We start from the raw sequence: 14,818 nt of genomic DNA, 5'->3' as shown, positions 1-14,818 counted from the left end.
TCTACGGTTCTGATCCAATTGTTCGGTGAACCGAGCCGCCATTGCGAGCGCAGCGAAGCAACCTAGTGCATCGTGCCGGATATCGGAACCGCCATGATGCACTAGGTCTTTGATTTTGCATCGCCTTTTTCCGAAAGCCGGCAACCACCTTTCGGGGCGATGCTCTAGGGATACGCGACGTTCTTGGATCGCGCGCTGCACTGGGTTGCTTCGCTGCGCTCGCAATTACGGTGAAACGCGCAGGGTTTTTGCCGAAAACCGTGGGCTCACACGCTTCGCGTGCGTCGATGCAACGAGCGTCGGATCGTCTGCGACGCGGCACGGCGTGCAATCAGCTCCGAAACGCGGCTCCCTCCCCCTTTGCGAAGGAGGGAGCCCGCGGACCCCCGATTCAGGCCGCTTTGGCGGCCATCGTGGCGTGCTCGGCCTGGACCAGCACGTCGAGCGCCCGCCAGGGCTTCTGCATGTAGACCGTCTGGTCGGGCAGGCGTTCGTCGCGGCTGGCCCCGGAGGTGACGACCACACGCACGTCCGGCCAGCGGCGCTCCACCGCCTGGGCGAGCGACACGCCGTCCATGGCGCCGGGCAGGCGGATATCGGCGAACAGCAAGGCCACGGTGACGTCGGACCGCTCCAGCACCGAGAGGGCGGCCTCGGCACTCTCGCAGGCGATGACGCCGAGATCGCTCTCTTCCAGCACCGCGGTCGCGAGGTCGCGCACCGCAGCGTCGTCCTCCACGACGAGCGCCACGGGGGCGGAACACTCGGGCTGTGCGCGATCCATGAAAATCTCCTGCTCTCGGTTGCGTGAAACCCCTTTACGGGTCGCGGCCTCATTCATGGACCGCTGATTCCCCGATTCGGCCATGCTGGCCTGCCAGGAGCCGGCTCACAAGTGTCCTCGTGATTGAGCCGCCCCTGCCCGATCCACGATCATGCGGCGCCATTTTTGCGCGGAACGCCCGAAAATGGCGCAGCTGGGTCGCGGTTAAGAACCTGTTCACCCGTGTGGACCGACTGTTAATCTCATTCGCGGGCGCCCGTTCCGTTCCGGAATGGCCTTCAGCGGACCACAGAAGGATCGACGTCCGACATGTGCCGTTTCCTCGCCTATAGCGGAGAGCCGGTCTTTCTATCGGACCTGGTCTGCGCGCCGACGCATTCGCTGGTGCATCAGTCGCTGCACGCCGACGAGGGGAAGACCGAGACCAACGGGGACGGCTTCGGCATCGGCTGGTACGGCGAGCGCCCGGAGCCGGGCGTCTATCGCGACATCTCCCCGGCCTGGTCGGACGAGAACCTCACCAACCTGTGCGGGCAGGTTCGCGCACGGACCTTCTTCGCCCATGTGCGCGCCTCGACCGGCACCGCCACGGCCCGGGCGAATTGCCATCCGTTCGTCTACGGGCGGCACCTGTTCATGCATAACGGCCAGATCGGCGGCTACCACCGCATCAAGCGGCGGCTCGAGGCCCTGATCCCGGACACGTTCTACGACCAGCGGCGCGGCAGCACCGATTCGGAAGCGATCTTCCTGCTGGCCCTGGCCAACGGCCTCGAGCAGGATCCGGTCGGCGCCATGGCCCGCACCCTGGAGACGATCCGCGGCCTGATGAAGGAGGCCGGCGTCTCCGAGCCGCTGCGCTTCACCGCCCTGCTCACTGACGGCGAGACGCTGACCGCCTATCGCTGGGCCTGCGACGGCCGGCCGCCGAGCCTGTACTTTCGCGATGGGCCGGGCGGCATCGTGGTCGTGTCCGAACCGATCGACGGCTGCCGCGAGGGCTGGCAGGTCGTCCCGAAGGGCGGCACGCTGCGGGCCCGGCACGGCCAAGCCACCATCGTGACCGGCCCCGAGGCCGCCCGCTCCCGCGCCGCCTGAGCGGATCCCACCTCAGCCATGCCCGGGGCGGGATTGTCGATCCGCTTCACGTTGCCACATGTCGAGCCACGGCCGAGCATGCGGCCGGGCGGGAATTGACCGATGTATCCGGATACCGAGCTTCACATTGGCGGACGCTGGCGCGCGGGCGCCGACCGGGAGACCCTGGGCGTCCTGAATCCGGCCACGGGCGAGACGATCGGCCAATGCGCCGTCGCCACCACGGCGGATCTCGACGAGGCCCTGGCAGCCGCGGCGCGGGCCTTCCCGGTCTGGCGGAAGGTGTCGCCGTTCGAGCGCGGCAAGCTGATGCGCAAGGCCGCCGACCTGCTGCGCGCCCGCGTCGACGAGATCGCCCGGATCATGACCCAGGAGCAGGGCAAGCCCCTGGCCGAGTCGCGGGTCGAGACCCTGGCCGCCGCCGACATCATCGACTGGTTCGCCGAGGAGGGGAAGCGCGCCTACGGCCGCGTCATCCCGGCCCGCGCCGACGGTGTGCTGCAGGCGGTCCTGCGTGAGCCGGTCGGACCGGTCGCCTGCTTCACCCCCTGGAACTTCCCGATCAACCAGGCGGTCCGCAAGATCTCGGCGGCGCTCTGCACCGGCTGTACGGTGATCCTCAAAGGACCCGAGGACACGCCGGCGAGCTGCGCCGCGCTGGTGCGCGCCTTCCTCGATGCCGGCATTCCCGGCGACGCCCTGTCGCTGGTCTACGGCGACCCGGCGACGATCTCGGCCTACCTGATCCCGCATCCGGTGATCCGCAAGATCTCGTTCACCGGCTCGACGGTGGTCGGCAAGAAGCTCGCGGCGCTGGCGGGCGAGCACATGAAGCGGGCGACCATGGAGCTCGGCGGCCATGCCCCGGTGATCGTGTTCGGCGATGCCGACGTGGACAAGGCGGTGTCGGTCCTCGCCCCGTCGAAGTTCCGCAATGCCGGCCAGGTCTGCGTCTCGCCGACCCGGTTCCTGGTGCACGATTCGGTGTTCGACCGGTTCGTCGAGGGCTTCACCAGCTATGCCAAGACCGCGAAGGTCGGCGACGGCCTGGATCCCGACACTAAGATGGGTCCGGTGATCCACGGGCGGCGCCTGGAGGCGATCGAGGCGCTGACCGCCGACGCCGAATCGGCCGGGGCGTCGCTGCGGGCCGGCGGCAAGCGCATCGGCAACCGCGGCAACTTCTTCGAGCCGACGGTCTTCACCGAGGTGCCGCTGACCGCCCGGCTGATGAACGAGGAGCCGTTCGGCCCGGTGGCGATGATCAACCGGTTCTCGGAGGACGAGGAGGCGCTCACCGAGGCCAACCGCCTGCCCTACGGGCTCGCCGCCTACGCCTATACCCGTTCGGCCGAGCGGGCCGCGCGAGTGTCGAACACGGTGGAGAGCGGGATGATCTCGATCAACCACCACGGCCTCGCCGTGCCGGAGACACCGTTCGGCGGCGTCAAGGAATCCGGCTACGGCAGCGAGGGCGGCTCGGAAGCGCTCGACGCCTACCTGGTGACCAAGTTCGTCACCCAGGCGAATTTTTAGACCACCACCCAGCACGTTGTGACCGCCGCATCCCGAAAGGTGGCTCCCGGCTTTCGGGATGCGGCAAAAGGATAACCTGAGGTTCGTCACGGATTCGATAACCAGAACGAACCTCAGAAGGCCTATCTGACTCGAACTATCCCATCCTCAACCTCATCCTGAGGTGCGAGCAAAGCGAGCCTCGAAGGAGGACTCCAGCCAGCCGCGCGGCCTCTGGAGGGCTCCTTCGAGGCTGCTGGGCAGCACCTCAGGATGAGGGAAGAGACGGGATACCCGCCGGTCTCCGAACGTCACGCGGCTGGGGTCGCAGACTCGAAAAACAGCGCGCCGACACGCCTCAATAATGCGGCGGCGGCGGTTCCGGCCCGCGGGGCGCAGACCGCGCCGCTGCTTCCTCGATCTGGTCCCGCAGCGCATCGACCTGGCGGACCAGCCGGTCGATCACCCGCCACTGCTCCGTCACGGTGCGGTTCAGGTCCTCGATCGTCGAATCCTGCTCGGTGAGGCGCATCTCCAGGCGGTCGATGCGGGTGGGCACGTCCATGGCGGGTCTCCAGTCCGGCCCGCGATAGCGCATCCGCGGCGGATTTCCGACTGCACCGCGTCAGGCGGCGCGCGCCTGCGAATGAGACTCCGCCACCGCGACCCGGTCGCGGCCGCCGTGCTTGGCGACGTAGAGCGCGGCATCGGCCCGGCGCATCAGCGCCTCGAAATCGGTCCCGTCCCGGGCCTGCGCGATCCCGATGCTGACACTGACCCGCAGGGTCGGCAGTTCCGGCACCGACAGGCCGGCGAAGGTCCGGCGCAGCGCCTCGGCCCGCGCCAGAGCCTCGACCGGGGAGACGTCGGGCAGCAGGCAGGCAAATTCCTCGCCGCCGAGCCGGCCGAGCATCGCCTCCCGGGGCAGCAGGGAGGCGGCCATCGCGCAGAACCCCACCAGCACCGCATCGCCGACCGCGTGGCCGTGGACGTCGTTGACGGCCTTGAACCGGTCGAGGTCGAACAGCAGCAGGGCCGAATGCCGGTGCGTGGCGAGGGCCGCCTCCGCGGCGCTCGCGAAGGCGCGCCGGTTGGAGACGCCCGTCAGCGGATCGGTGGCGGCGGCGACGCGCTGCTCGCGTTCGGCCCGTTCCTTGACGAGGGCCATGAAGGTGAAGGCCGACGCAATCGAGAACAACAGGGTGGCGAAGCACAGGATCGCCACCCAGGGAGAGGTCAGCGGGTTCAGCCCGCGCGGCGGCGGCGCCAGCAGGGTCGAGGGGATCCGCACGAGATAGAACAGGCCGTGCAGCCCTAGCATGGTCCCCGCCGCGACCCGCGAGGCGAGGCGCTCCCGGCGACCGCGCCAGAACTCGGCTGCCGCATCGCCGCAATACAGCGTCGCGGCGGCCGACGCGTACACGATCCGGGCCTCGATCGATCCGTAGAAGGGCGGCACGAGGCAGAGGCCGCACCAGATCAGAGCCCCCGCCATGGCCAGGCCGGGCCGGGGCGGCCGCCCCTCGAACGCGCGGACGCCACTCCAGATCAGCCCGTAGGCAGCCAGCACTACCGCGTTGGCCAAGCCGATCGACAGCAGGTCGGGGATCTGGCCGCGCAGGGCGAGGCCGCCGGAGCCGAGCGCACCCAGGATATGCGCCGTACCCCAGATCGCCAGCGCGCGCGAAGACGGCGCCTGCCGCCACGACAGCAGGAACAGCGCGCCGACCAGCAGGGTCGTCACGGAACTGACGATCAGCAGGGTGACGGGATCGAGATGCACGGCTTTCTATCAGTCTCCACCTGAGACGATAGCATAGCGGGTCCGGTATTCTCCACCGCATGAGGCACGGATGCGCAGATTTAGAAGCAGAGGGTCTAAAATAGCGCGTTCACGTTAGTGATGTTCAAAATTTACAGTCAGAGCCGGGGCCGTGCGGCGACCCTATACGGGCCGTGCCGATCCGGCGGCGTGGATCACCGGCACCGCCGGCGCGCCCTCCCATTCCGTGTTGGCGGGGATCGACTCGCCTTTCATCACGATGGTCAGCGGGCGTAGCCGGGCGTAGTCGCCGACCTTGGTGTCATACAGGACCGTCGCGAAGGCGCCGACCGAGACGCCGCGGCCGACCACGACGCGGCCGATCTTCATGATCCGGTCCTCGTACAGGTGGGTCTGCAAAGCCGAGACCCGGTTGATCGTGGCGTAGTCGCCGATCGACACGCAGTCGAACTCGGTGATGTCGGTGGTGAGCATGCACACGCCCTGGCCGACCTTCACGCCGAACAGGCGCAGCGCCCAGGGCAGGAACGGCGTGCCTTGCAGGTGCTCCAGCAGCACCTTGCCGGCGAGCCCCCAATAGGCGACCGCGATCGCCTCGGTGCGCATCGCCCACCAGGACCACATCGGCTGCATGCCGGGCTTGTAGACACCCATCAGCAGCCACTTCATCGCGATGACCGCCGCGGACTGGATCAGCGCGATGCAGACGCTGGCGGTCACGAAGCTGACGGCGAGCCCCGACCAATCCTTCTCGAGGATCGCCGGATAGAAATACCAGTCGATCACGGTGATCGCCAGGGTGATGTAGAGCATCGGCGAGAACGAGGTCGCGAAGGCCTCGAAAACGCCGCGCCGGATCTTCGGCCACATCCCCGGCTCGTAGGTTTGGGCGTTGGAGCCGAGATCGACCCTCTGGCGGGCGGGCAGCCGGATCGGCGGCGAGCCGAACCAGGTCTCGCCGGGGCTCATGGCATCGTTGGCCGGGGGCTTCGACTTGATGCCGATCAGCACGTCATCCGGGATGTCGGCACCCGGCGGCACGACCGCGTCGTTGCCGACGAAGACCCGCGCGCCGGTCCGCGCCACTTTGAGATGCATCCAGCCGCGCCGGATCTCCTCCTCGCCGAACACGACCTCGTCGGCGACGAAATTCTTGGCGCCGACCTCGGCGAGGTCGTAGCGGCTGCCGAGGTTGGTCGAGATCTCGGCGCCGTGGCCCATCCGGGCGCCCATCAGCCGGTACCAGGCCCGCATGTAGACCGTGGCGAACAGCGACGACAGCGTCTCCAGCGTCACCTCAACGGCGAGCGCCAGCGACCACTTGCGCAGGTAGAACAGCGAGTGGACCGAGTAGGTGCCCGAGCGGGTCCGCGGCAGCACGATCCACCGGATGCCGGCGATCAGCAGCACCGTGCCGGCGGTCATCAGCATGGCGGTCGGCCATGTGAGGATCGGCAGATACCAGTGGTAGTCGATATCGGTGATGTCGGAGAGCGAATCCGAGATCTGGTCGAAGATGAAGAACGCCGGGAAGATCGGCAGCAGCCCGACCGCCGGGATCGCCCCGAGCAGTATCGTGTAGGCCACCCCGAAGGCGGCGCGGCGCGACCACGGGGCGTCGGCGGGCGCCGGCAGCTCCGACGGATCGGCCATGCCGACCTTCCGGCCGGGCGAGCCGTCCCAGATCTCGGCCGGCCCGACCCGGGTGCCGGTCGGGATCGTGGTCAGGTCGGCGATCTCGGCCTGGGCGCCGATCACCGTGTCGTGGCTGATGACGCAGGAGGTGCCGATGGCCGCATCCGCGCCGATCTCGACCGCGCCGATCACCAGCTCGTTGCCGACGATCTCGGCATTGGCGATGACCAGGCGGCCGCCGAGCGAGGCGCCGTCGCCGATGGTCAGCAGATCGGGGGCGCCGATCTCGATGTCCGAGATCAGCGCGTCGGTTCCGACCTTGGCGCCCATCAGCCGCAGGTAGACCGAGATCGCCGGCGAGCCCTGGAGCCATTTCACGTGGACCAGGGGCGCCAGGCGCTGCGCGAGCCACCAGCGGTAGTAGTAAGCCCCCCAGAGTGGGTAGCGGCCGGGCTTGGTCCGGCCGAGGATCAGCCACTTGCCCGCCACCGCGATCACCGCGGTGACGCCGTTGATCGCGATGTAGACGAGCAGCAGCACGCCGAGTTCGGCGAAGAAGCTGAGGCCGCCGCCGGTCAGAAGCAGGTAGGTGACGAAGATCCCGAGCCACTGGGCGGTGGAGAGGGTGATGACGATCGGCAAGGCGACGGCCTGGGCCAGCCCGCACAAGGCGCGGCGCAGCAGCGGCGGCGGTTCGAAGCTGAGGTCGCGGACGGAGGCCGCCGCGCCCATGCCGCCGGTGCGGGCGATCAGCGCGTCGGCCATCGCCCGCATGGTGCGCAGGGCGTAGACGTCCGGCAGGGTGATGCCGGCGAGCGCCGGCGCCTCGCGCACCGCTGAGACGAAGCGGGCAGCCAGCAGCGAGTGGCCGCCGAGATCGGCGAAGAAATCGCCTTCCAGCGGGATCGGCTGGTTGCCGAACACCTGCTTGGCCGCAGCGACCAGGGCCGCCTCGGTCTCGTTGGCCGGGGGCTCCTGCTCGCCGTCGGCCGACACCACCGTGAGCGGGGCCACTTTTAGGGCCTTGCGGTCGACCTTGCCGGAGGTCAGGCGCGGCAGGGTCTCGGCCAGCTCGAAATGGCCAGGCACCATGTAGGGCGGCATCTGGCCGGCGAGCGTCCGGCGTAAGGTCGCGGTGTCCACGGTCCGGCCGCGCTCGGGGATCAGGAACGCCACCAGCCGGTCGACGCCGTCATCCTGGCGCAGCACCACCGCCGCCTGGTTGATGTCGGGCACGCTGCGGATCCGCGCCTCGATCTCGCCGAGCTCGACCCGGAAGCCACGGATCTTCACCTGATCGTCGATGCGGCCGTGGAACAGGATCCGCCCGCCGGCATCGAGCGAGACCGCGTCGCCCGAGCGGTAGAGGATCGGGTCGGTCCCGTCCGAGGCGAACGGGTTGGCGATGAATTTTTCCGCGGTCAGCTCGGGCCGCGCCAGGTAGCCCCGGGCGACGCCGGGGCCGCCGATCAGCAACTCGCCCTGCTGGTCATGGCCGAGCAGGCTCAGATCCTCTCCGGCCACGTAGACGGAGTAGTTCGGGATGGGACCGCCGATGGTGACGGGCTCGCCCGGCCGCATCTCGGCCGCGGTGGCGACCACGGTCGCCTCGGTGGGCCCATAGGTGTTGAACAGTTTTCGCGATGGGGTCGCCCATCTCACCACCAGCGGCTCGGGCAGGGCCTCGCCGCCGAGCAGGATCAGGCGCACGGTCGGCAGGTCGCCGGAGATCATCGCCAGCAGGGTCGGCACGGTGTCGAGCACCGTGATCCGCTCCGCCTCCAGGATGCCCGGCAGGGACTCGACGTCGCCCATCATGGCCGGGCTCGCCACGAACAGGGTGGCGCCGACCAGATACGGGACCCAGATCTCCTCCATCGACAGGTCGAAGGCGACCGAGGCGCCCTGGAACACGATGTCGTCGGCGCGCATGCCGTAGAGCGCGTTCCCCGAGCGGAGGAAGTGGCAGATGTTGGCGTGGCTGATGACGATGCCCTTGGGCACGCCGGTCGAGCCGGAGGTGTAGATCAGGTAGGCGGGGTGCTGCGGCGTCAGGCCGGCGGCGCGGGGATCCGGCACCGGCGCCTCCGCGGGCGTCGCGGCGTCGAGATCGGCCGGGGTCAGGGCGGGCGCCGCGTCGGGCGCGGCGGGCGCGAGCGCCGGCGAGACCAGCAGCGCCTTGGCGGCGGAATCGGTCAGGCACACGCCGACCCGGTCGGCCGGCGCCTCGGCGTCGAAGGGCAGCCAGGCGGCGCCCGACAGGGTGATGCCGATCTGGGCGACCAGCAGATCCGGGCCGCGGGCCATCCACAGGCCGACCACGTCGCCGGGGCCGATGCCGCGATGGGCGAGCCCGGCTGCGATCCGCCCGGCGCGGGTGGCGACTTCGGCGTAGGTCAGGCTCGGGTGGACGCCGCCGGCAACCACGCGGGCGCCGTCGATCAAGCAGGGATGCTGGGGCCGGGCCTGCGCCGAGGCCAGAAAGATCTCGGCCAGCACCTCGTCGCGGATCAGGTCGGGGCGGTGTTCGCCGCGCAGCACGGCCACCCCGTCCGCCGGACGCGCAAGCGCCTCGGCAGCCGGTCCGGACCGGGTCTTCTCCGCGAGGTCGCTCATCCGCTGCTCCGCTGGCCGCCCGAACAGGTCGGCGCATACCGTGGCGACCGCCCTATAGCCAGCCGATCATGCCGTTATCGAGGCGGCTTTGGACCCCGGGGTGAAGGACGGCTTAAGCCCAGCGCCAGCCGCTCGGTTCCAGGACCAGCACTTCCCCCTGGCGGATACCGAGGCGGGGCGCCGCGTAGATGTCGAGATGGCCGAGCGCTACCAGGGCCGCCCGGGCGACACCGCCATGGGCGACGACCACGGCATCCCGCTTCAGATCGGCCAGCACCGGGCCGACCCGCTCCACGAGCGTGGCGTAGCTCTCGCCGCCGAGGCCGGGCGGACGGTGGTTCCAGCGCTCGCGGTCCCGCGCCGAGGCGCCGCCCGGGTCGCGGCGGCGGATCTCGGCCCAGGTCGAGCCCTCCCAGCTACCGAAGCCGATCTCCCGGAGCCGCGGATCGGTGCGGTACGCCTCCGGCGGTAGGCCGAGCGTCGTCCGCAGGATCTCCATGGTCCGCCGGGTGCGCTTGAGCGGGCTCGCCAGGAACGCCGCCTCCGCCACGCCCGGCCCCGCCAGCGCCGCGAGTCGGTGCGCCGCGGCGACGGCCTGCGCCTCCCCGTGCGGGTTGAGGTCGATGTCGCGACTGCCCTGCAGCCGGCCCTCGGCGTTCCACGCGGTCTGGCCGTGGCGGATGAAGTAGATCGTGGCCAACCGTGTCTCAGTCCTGTCGCTGCCCAGGTGCCCGGAACGGCCGGGCTCGCCAACCGTTCTGGGCGTTCGTCGGCAATGCCCCTCAACACGGTCCTGCCCATGTCCAAGAAACACGGTAAGCATCTTCCCGGCCAGTCGCGAGACGACGGCGTGACAGACGGCCCCGATCGGCACCGATCCGCCCCGGCGCAGGCACCGTCCACCGCCGTCCGGGCCGGGACGGTCCCGGCGGCGCTAGGTATCGTGGCGGTCGAGCCCGGGACGCGGATCGACCTGGCGGCGGTGGATGCCGACGCCGATGGCGGCTTCGACAAGGCCTGGGCCAAGGACGCCCTCACCCAGGAGCGCGAGCGCATCAGCGCGTTGCAGGAGCGGCTGTATGCCGAGCGCAAACGCAGCCTGCTGCTGGTGTTCCAGGCGATCGATACCGGCGGCAAGGACGGGACGATCCGGTCCGTGCTCAAGGGCGTGAACCCGCAGGGCTGCGCGGTGTCCTCGTTCAAGGTGCCTTCGAGCGACGAGCTCGATCACGACTTCCTGTGGCGCTACCACGCGAAGACGCCGGGGCGCGGCATGATCGGCGTGTTCAACCGCAGCCATTACGAGGACGTCCTCGTGGTGCGGGTGAAGGGTCTGGTGCCGGACGAGGTCTGGCAGGGACGCTATCGGCTGATCAACGATTTCGAGCGGCTGCTCACCGAATCCGGCACGGTGATGATCAAGTTCTTCCTGCACATCTCCAAGGGCGAGCAGAAGAAGCGCCTGGAGGCTCGGATCGCCGACCCCGAGAAGAACTGGAAGTTCGACCCGGCCGACCTCGTCGAGCGGAAATCCTGGGACGCCTACCAGCAGGCCTTCGCGGACGCGCTCTCGCATTGCTCGACGCCGCACGCCCCGTGGCTGGTGGTGCCGGCCAACCACAAATGGTTTCGCAACTACGTGATTGCCCGCACCATCGCCGATACGCTGGAGGCGATGGACCCGCGGTTCCCGAAGGCCAAGACGGGCATCGCCGACCTGAAGGTCCCGGACTGATCCGAAGAGGTGCCGCATGCTGGTGGTTCGGGAAATCGCGGTCTCGGGCTATCGCTCGCTGCGGCGGATCGGCTTCCCGGTGGACGATCTCTCGGTGTTCGTCGGCGGCAACGGCACCGGCAAGACCAACCTCTATCGCGGTCTCGAATTGTTGCAGGACGCGGCCCGGGGGACGCTCACCCGCGCGCTCGCCACGGAAGGCGGCATGGACTCGGCGGTCTGGGCCGGACGTCGGCGGCACGGAGAGGCGGCCCGGATCCGCCTGTCCGCCACCCTGCACGACGATGGGACCGGACAGGTGTTCACCTACGCGATCGAGGTCGGGCTCGTGCAGCAGGCCGGGGGCACCACCTATGGCGCCGCCTTCCGCAAGGAACCGCAGGTGAAGGCCGAACGGTTGACCGTCCGGACCGGCGCCCGCACGGCGGTCATCCTCGACCGCGATGGCCGGACCGGCTTCGCCCGCGACGAGGAGGGGCGCAAACGGCCGCTGGGCCTGGACCTGTTGCCCACCGAGACGGCGCTCGGCACCTTCCTGGACGCCACGCGCCACCCGGAGATCGCCCTGGTCCGCCTCGCCATGACGGCCTGGCGCTTCCATCACGATTTTCGCACCGATTCCGAGTCGCCGCTCCGCCGCCCGTGCCTGGCGGTGACGACGCCGACCCTCGCCTCGGACGGGTCCGACCTCGCCGCCGTGTTCGCCACCCTGGCCCATATCCGACAGGACACGGGCGATCTCGACTCGGCGCTCGACGGCGCCTTCCCGGGCGCCCGGCTCGCGGTGCCGGAGCCGGGGCGCGAGGCAAGCTTCGGCGTCACATTTCCGGACTTTCCCGGCCGCACTTTCGCGGCCTCGGAGCTGTCGGACGGGACGTTGCGCTACCTCGCTCTCACCGGAGCGCTGCTGGCCTACCGACTGCCGCCCTTCATCGCCCTGAACGAGCCGGAATCGAGCCTGCATCCGGATCTGATGGAGCCGCTCGCCCGGATGATCGCCCGGGCCGCCGAGCGCACCCAGATCTGGCTGGTCACGCATTCCGAGCGGCTGGCGGACGGGATCGCGACCCATGGCGGCGCCCGGCCGCGCGTGGTGATCAAGCGCGACGGCGAGACCTGGATCGACGGGCTGACGCTGGCGGGCGAATTCGCCGACGCGGACGACGACTAATCCTTGTCGAGGGTCAGGTCCGGCGCCTCGGGGTTCTTCATCCCGACGACGTGGTAGCCCGCATCCACGTGCAGGATCTCGCCGGTCATGCCGGCCGACATGTCTGAGATCAGGTAGGCGGCGGTCTCGCCGACCTCGCCGATGGTCACGGTCCGGCGGAGCGGCGCGTTGTACTCGTTCCACTTCAGGATGTAGCGGAAGTCGCCGATCCCCGAGGCCGCCAGGGTCTTGATCGGGCCGGCAGAGATCGCGTTGACGCGGATGTTCTTCGGCCCGAGATCGGCTGCCAGGTAGCGCACCGAGGCTTCAAGCGCCGCCTTGGCCACGCCCATGACGTTGTAGTGCGGCATCCACTTCTCGGCGCCGTAATAGGTCAGCGTCAGCAGGGACCCGCCCGGGCGCAGGATCTTCTCGGCACGCTGGGCCACCGCGGTGAACGAGTAGCACGAGACCAGGAGCGACTTGGTGAAGTTCTCCTCCGAGGTCTCGAGGTAGCGGCCGGTCAGCTCGTCCTTGTCCGAGAAGGCGATGCAGTGGACGACGAAGTCGATGCCCTCGGGGAAGACGCGCGCGGCCTCCGCGAACACGGCGTCGATCGTGGCCGCATCGGTGACGTCGCAATGCCCGATGACGTGGGCGTCGAGCTCCTTGGCCAGGGGCTCGACCCGCTTGCGCAGGGCGTCGCCCTGGTAGGTGAAGGCGAGTTCGGCTCCGTGCGCGCGGGCGCTGCGGGCGATGCCCCAGGCGATCGAGCGGTTGTTGGCGACACCGAGCACGAGGCCGCGCTTGCCCGCCAGAATGCCCTGCCCGTGTTCCGCCATGATCGATCCTGGAAACCTCTCGGCCCCGTGCGGCACCGGAGCGCCTCCTTAGCGGAGGCGGCCCGGCGACGGAAGTCCGCACCCGACCGCGGGGCGGCCGGGCGCCAGGGCTCTGTCAGGCGGCCTTGGCGCGCCGGCCCCGGGCGAAGTCGTTCAGGATCGGATCCTCGCTCTCCGGCAGGGTGATCGCCGTGGTGGCGAACAGGTCGCCGCGCGTGCCGTCCTTCTTGGGCAGGCCCTTGCCGCGCAACCGGAAAGTCCGGCCGGAACTGGTCATCGGCGGCATCTTCATCTCGACGGCGCCGGTCAGGGTCGGCACCCGGATCATGCCGCCGAGCACGGCGTCCTCTAGCGGCACCTCGACGCTGGTGCGCAGGTCGGCGCCGTCGACGGTGAAGCGGGGATGCGGGCGGATGCGAATAGTGAGCAGCGCGTCGCCGGGCTCGCCACGCGGGCCGGCGCTCTGCCCGAGTCCGCGGAGCCGAATGGTCTGGCCGTCCTCGACGCCCCGGGGGATCACCACGTCGACCTCCCGGCCGGTGGGCAGGGCCAGCCGCAGCTTCTCCTCGCTGGCGACCTGCTCCAGGCTCACGGACAGCTCGGCCGCGACATCCTCGCCCTTGGCGGCCTGACGCTGGCCGCCCGGCCCGGCGCCGCCGGCGCGGAAGGCTTCGCCGAAGATGTGCGAGAAGATGTCCTCGCCCATCCCGCCGCCACCCATCCCGCCACCGCCCATGCCGCCGCCCTGCCGGCTGCGGGCCATGTTCTCGAAATCGAAGCCGCTCGACCGGCCGCCGCCGAAGCCGCCGGAGAATCCCTCGAAGCCGGAAGCGCGCGGCCGCCCGTCGGCGTCGATCTCGCCGCGGTCGAACTGCTTGCGCTTCTCGGAATCGCCCAGGATCTCGTAGGCCGAGTTCGCCTCGGCGAACCGGTCCTTGGCCTTCACGTCGTCCTTGTTGCGGTCGGGGTGGAAGTCCTTGGCGAGCTTGCGGTAAGCCTTCTTGATGTCGGCTTCGCTCGCTCCCTTGGGGACGCCCAGCACGTCGTAGGGATTGCGCATCGGTCTCTTGGGCTATGCGGTGTGGGATTTCCACCCGGATGTGGGAAGGATGTTGCATCCCTGCAACGGTCACGGCGGCGAAAGTCTGCGGGTTCGGGCCCTGCGTCAAGCGGCGGATCTCGCTCCCGCGCGCGCGACGGCATAACCATGACGCACGACGCCCTCACCGACCCATCGGGGCCGGTCCGCAGGAGAGATAAGCGATGCAGTACGTCTGCGACCATGTTCACCTGCGCAGCCGCGACGCCGTGAAGGCCGCCGCCTTCTACGTCGAGACCTTCGGGGCGACGGAGGTGAAGCGCGTCGGCGCCGATCCGGTGCAGCGCATGGTGCTCGATCTCGGCGGCCTGACCGTGTTCATCGAGCAGGCGCCGGCAGAGACCGCGCCGGCGACGCAGACGCCCTGCCTCGGCATCGAGCATATCGGCCTGCGCGTCGCCGACATCGACGCCGCCATGGCCGATCTCGCGACCCGGGGCGTCCCCGTCCGGACCGGCATCACCGAGCGCGGCCCCGGCCTGCGGATCGCCTTCGTCGAGGGCCCGGACGGGGCGCTGATCGAGCTCCTCGAGCGCCGGTAATCGACCGGGGCTCCGCCCG

At 69.7% G+C, this 14,818-nt stretch carries 12 protein-coding genes; 5 read left to right on the top strand and 7 right to left on the bottom strand.

What is annotated here, in order from left to right; genetic code table 11:
* Positions 1-391: 391 nt before the first annotated feature.
* Positions 392-784 carry a response regulator gene (locus tag MKL09_RS02095; protein ID WP_243944635.1) on the bottom strand — a complete coding sequence of 131 codons (393 nt, stop codon included), beginning with the start codon at positions 782-784 and terminating at the stop codon, positions 392-394.
* Between the two features lie 309 nt (positions 785-1,093).
* Here MKL09_RS02095 and MKL09_RS02090 point away from each other — a divergent pair, with 309 nt between their 5' ends.
* Positions 1,094-1,882 carry a class II glutamine amidotransferase gene (locus MKL09_RS02090; protein ID WP_244017500.1) on the top strand — a complete coding sequence of 263 codons (789 nt, stop codon included), beginning with the start codon at positions 1,094-1,096 and terminating at the stop codon, positions 1,880-1,882.
* A gap of 102 nt (positions 1,883-1,984) precedes the next feature.
* Entirely contained in the window at positions 1,985-3,418 is a 1,434-nt protein-coding gene (locus MKL09_RS02085; RefSeq protein ID WP_244017498.1) for an NAD-dependent succinate-semialdehyde dehydrogenase, read from the top strand.
* A 337-nt stretch (positions 3,419-3,755) separates the two neighbouring features.
* Here MKL09_RS02085 and MKL09_RS02080 read toward each other — a convergent pair whose 3' ends face one another.
* From MKL09_RS02080 to MKL09_RS02065, 4 genes are all read right to left on the bottom strand, one after another.
* Positions 3,756-3,962: a SlyX family protein gene (locus tag MKL09_RS02080; RefSeq protein ID WP_244017496.1), complete on the bottom strand. Its 207-nt coding sequence runs from the start codon at positions 3,960-3,962 to the stop codon at positions 3,756-3,758.
* Positions 3,963-4,022: 60 nt separating this feature from the next.
* Complete coding sequence (locus tag MKL09_RS02075; protein WP_244017494.1) at positions 4,023-5,180, bottom strand: sensor domain-containing diguanylate cyclase; 1,158 nt, start codon at positions 5,178-5,180, stop codon at positions 4,023-4,025.
* Between the two features lie 162 nt (positions 5,181-5,342).
* Positions 5,343-9,431, bottom strand: a complete 4,089-nt coding sequence (locus MKL09_RS02070; RefSeq protein WP_244017492.1) for a Pls/PosA family non-ribosomal peptide synthetase — start codon at positions 9,429-9,431, stop codon at positions 5,343-5,345.
* 112 nt (positions 9,432-9,543) lie between these two features.
* Positions 9,544-10,131 (bottom strand): histidine phosphatase family protein, encoded by a 588-nt coding sequence (locus MKL09_RS02065; RefSeq protein ID WP_244017491.1) that lies wholly within the window; start codon positions 10,129-10,131, stop codon positions 9,544-9,546.
* A 99-nt stretch (positions 10,132-10,230) separates the two neighbouring features.
* On the opposite strand from MKL09_RS02065, the gene MKL09_RS02060 reads away from it, so the two are divergent.
* Positions 10,231-11,166, top strand: coding sequence for a polyphosphate kinase 2 family protein (locus tag MKL09_RS02060; RefSeq protein ID WP_244017489.1), 936 nt, complete (start codon positions 10,231-10,233; stop codon positions 11,164-11,166).
* A 16-nt stretch (positions 11,167-11,182) separates the two neighbouring features.
* Positions 11,183-12,337: an AAA family ATPase gene (locus tag MKL09_RS02055; protein ID WP_244017487.1), complete on the top strand. Its 1,155-nt coding sequence runs from the start codon at positions 11,183-11,185 to the stop codon at positions 12,335-12,337.
* On the opposite strand, the gene fabI is transcribed toward MKL09_RS02055, so the two are convergent.
* Both fabI and MKL09_RS02045 read right to left on the bottom strand, forming a co-directional pair.
* Entirely contained in the window at positions 12,334-13,158 is an 825-nt protein-coding gene (gene fabI, locus MKL09_RS02050; protein ID WP_243973027.1) for an enoyl-ACP reductase FabI, read from the bottom strand. The two genes, MKL09_RS02055 and fabI, sit on opposite strands and share 4 nt — an antisense overlap.
* 115 nt (positions 13,159-13,273) lie before the next feature.
* Positions 13,274-14,218 (bottom strand): DnaJ C-terminal domain-containing protein, encoded by a 945-nt coding sequence (locus MKL09_RS02045; protein WP_244017485.1) that lies wholly within the window; start codon positions 14,216-14,218, stop codon positions 13,274-13,276.
* A gap of 203 nt (positions 14,219-14,421) precedes the next feature.
* Between MKL09_RS02045 and MKL09_RS02040 the strand changes: the two genes are divergently transcribed.
* Positions 14,422-14,799 carry a VOC family protein gene (locus MKL09_RS02040; protein WP_244017483.1) on the top strand — a complete coding sequence of 126 codons (378 nt, stop codon included), beginning with the start codon at positions 14,422-14,424 and terminating at the stop codon, positions 14,797-14,799.
* Positions 14,800-14,818 lie beyond the last annotated feature (19 nt).

Source organism: Methylobacterium sp. J-048 (genome assembly GCF_022829515.1).
GTDB lineage: Bacteria > Pseudomonadota > Alphaproteobacteria > Rhizobiales > Beijerinckiaceae > Methylobacterium.
Note: the sequence above shows the minus strand (reverse complement) of the source record. Positions and strands in the feature narration are given on the sequence as shown.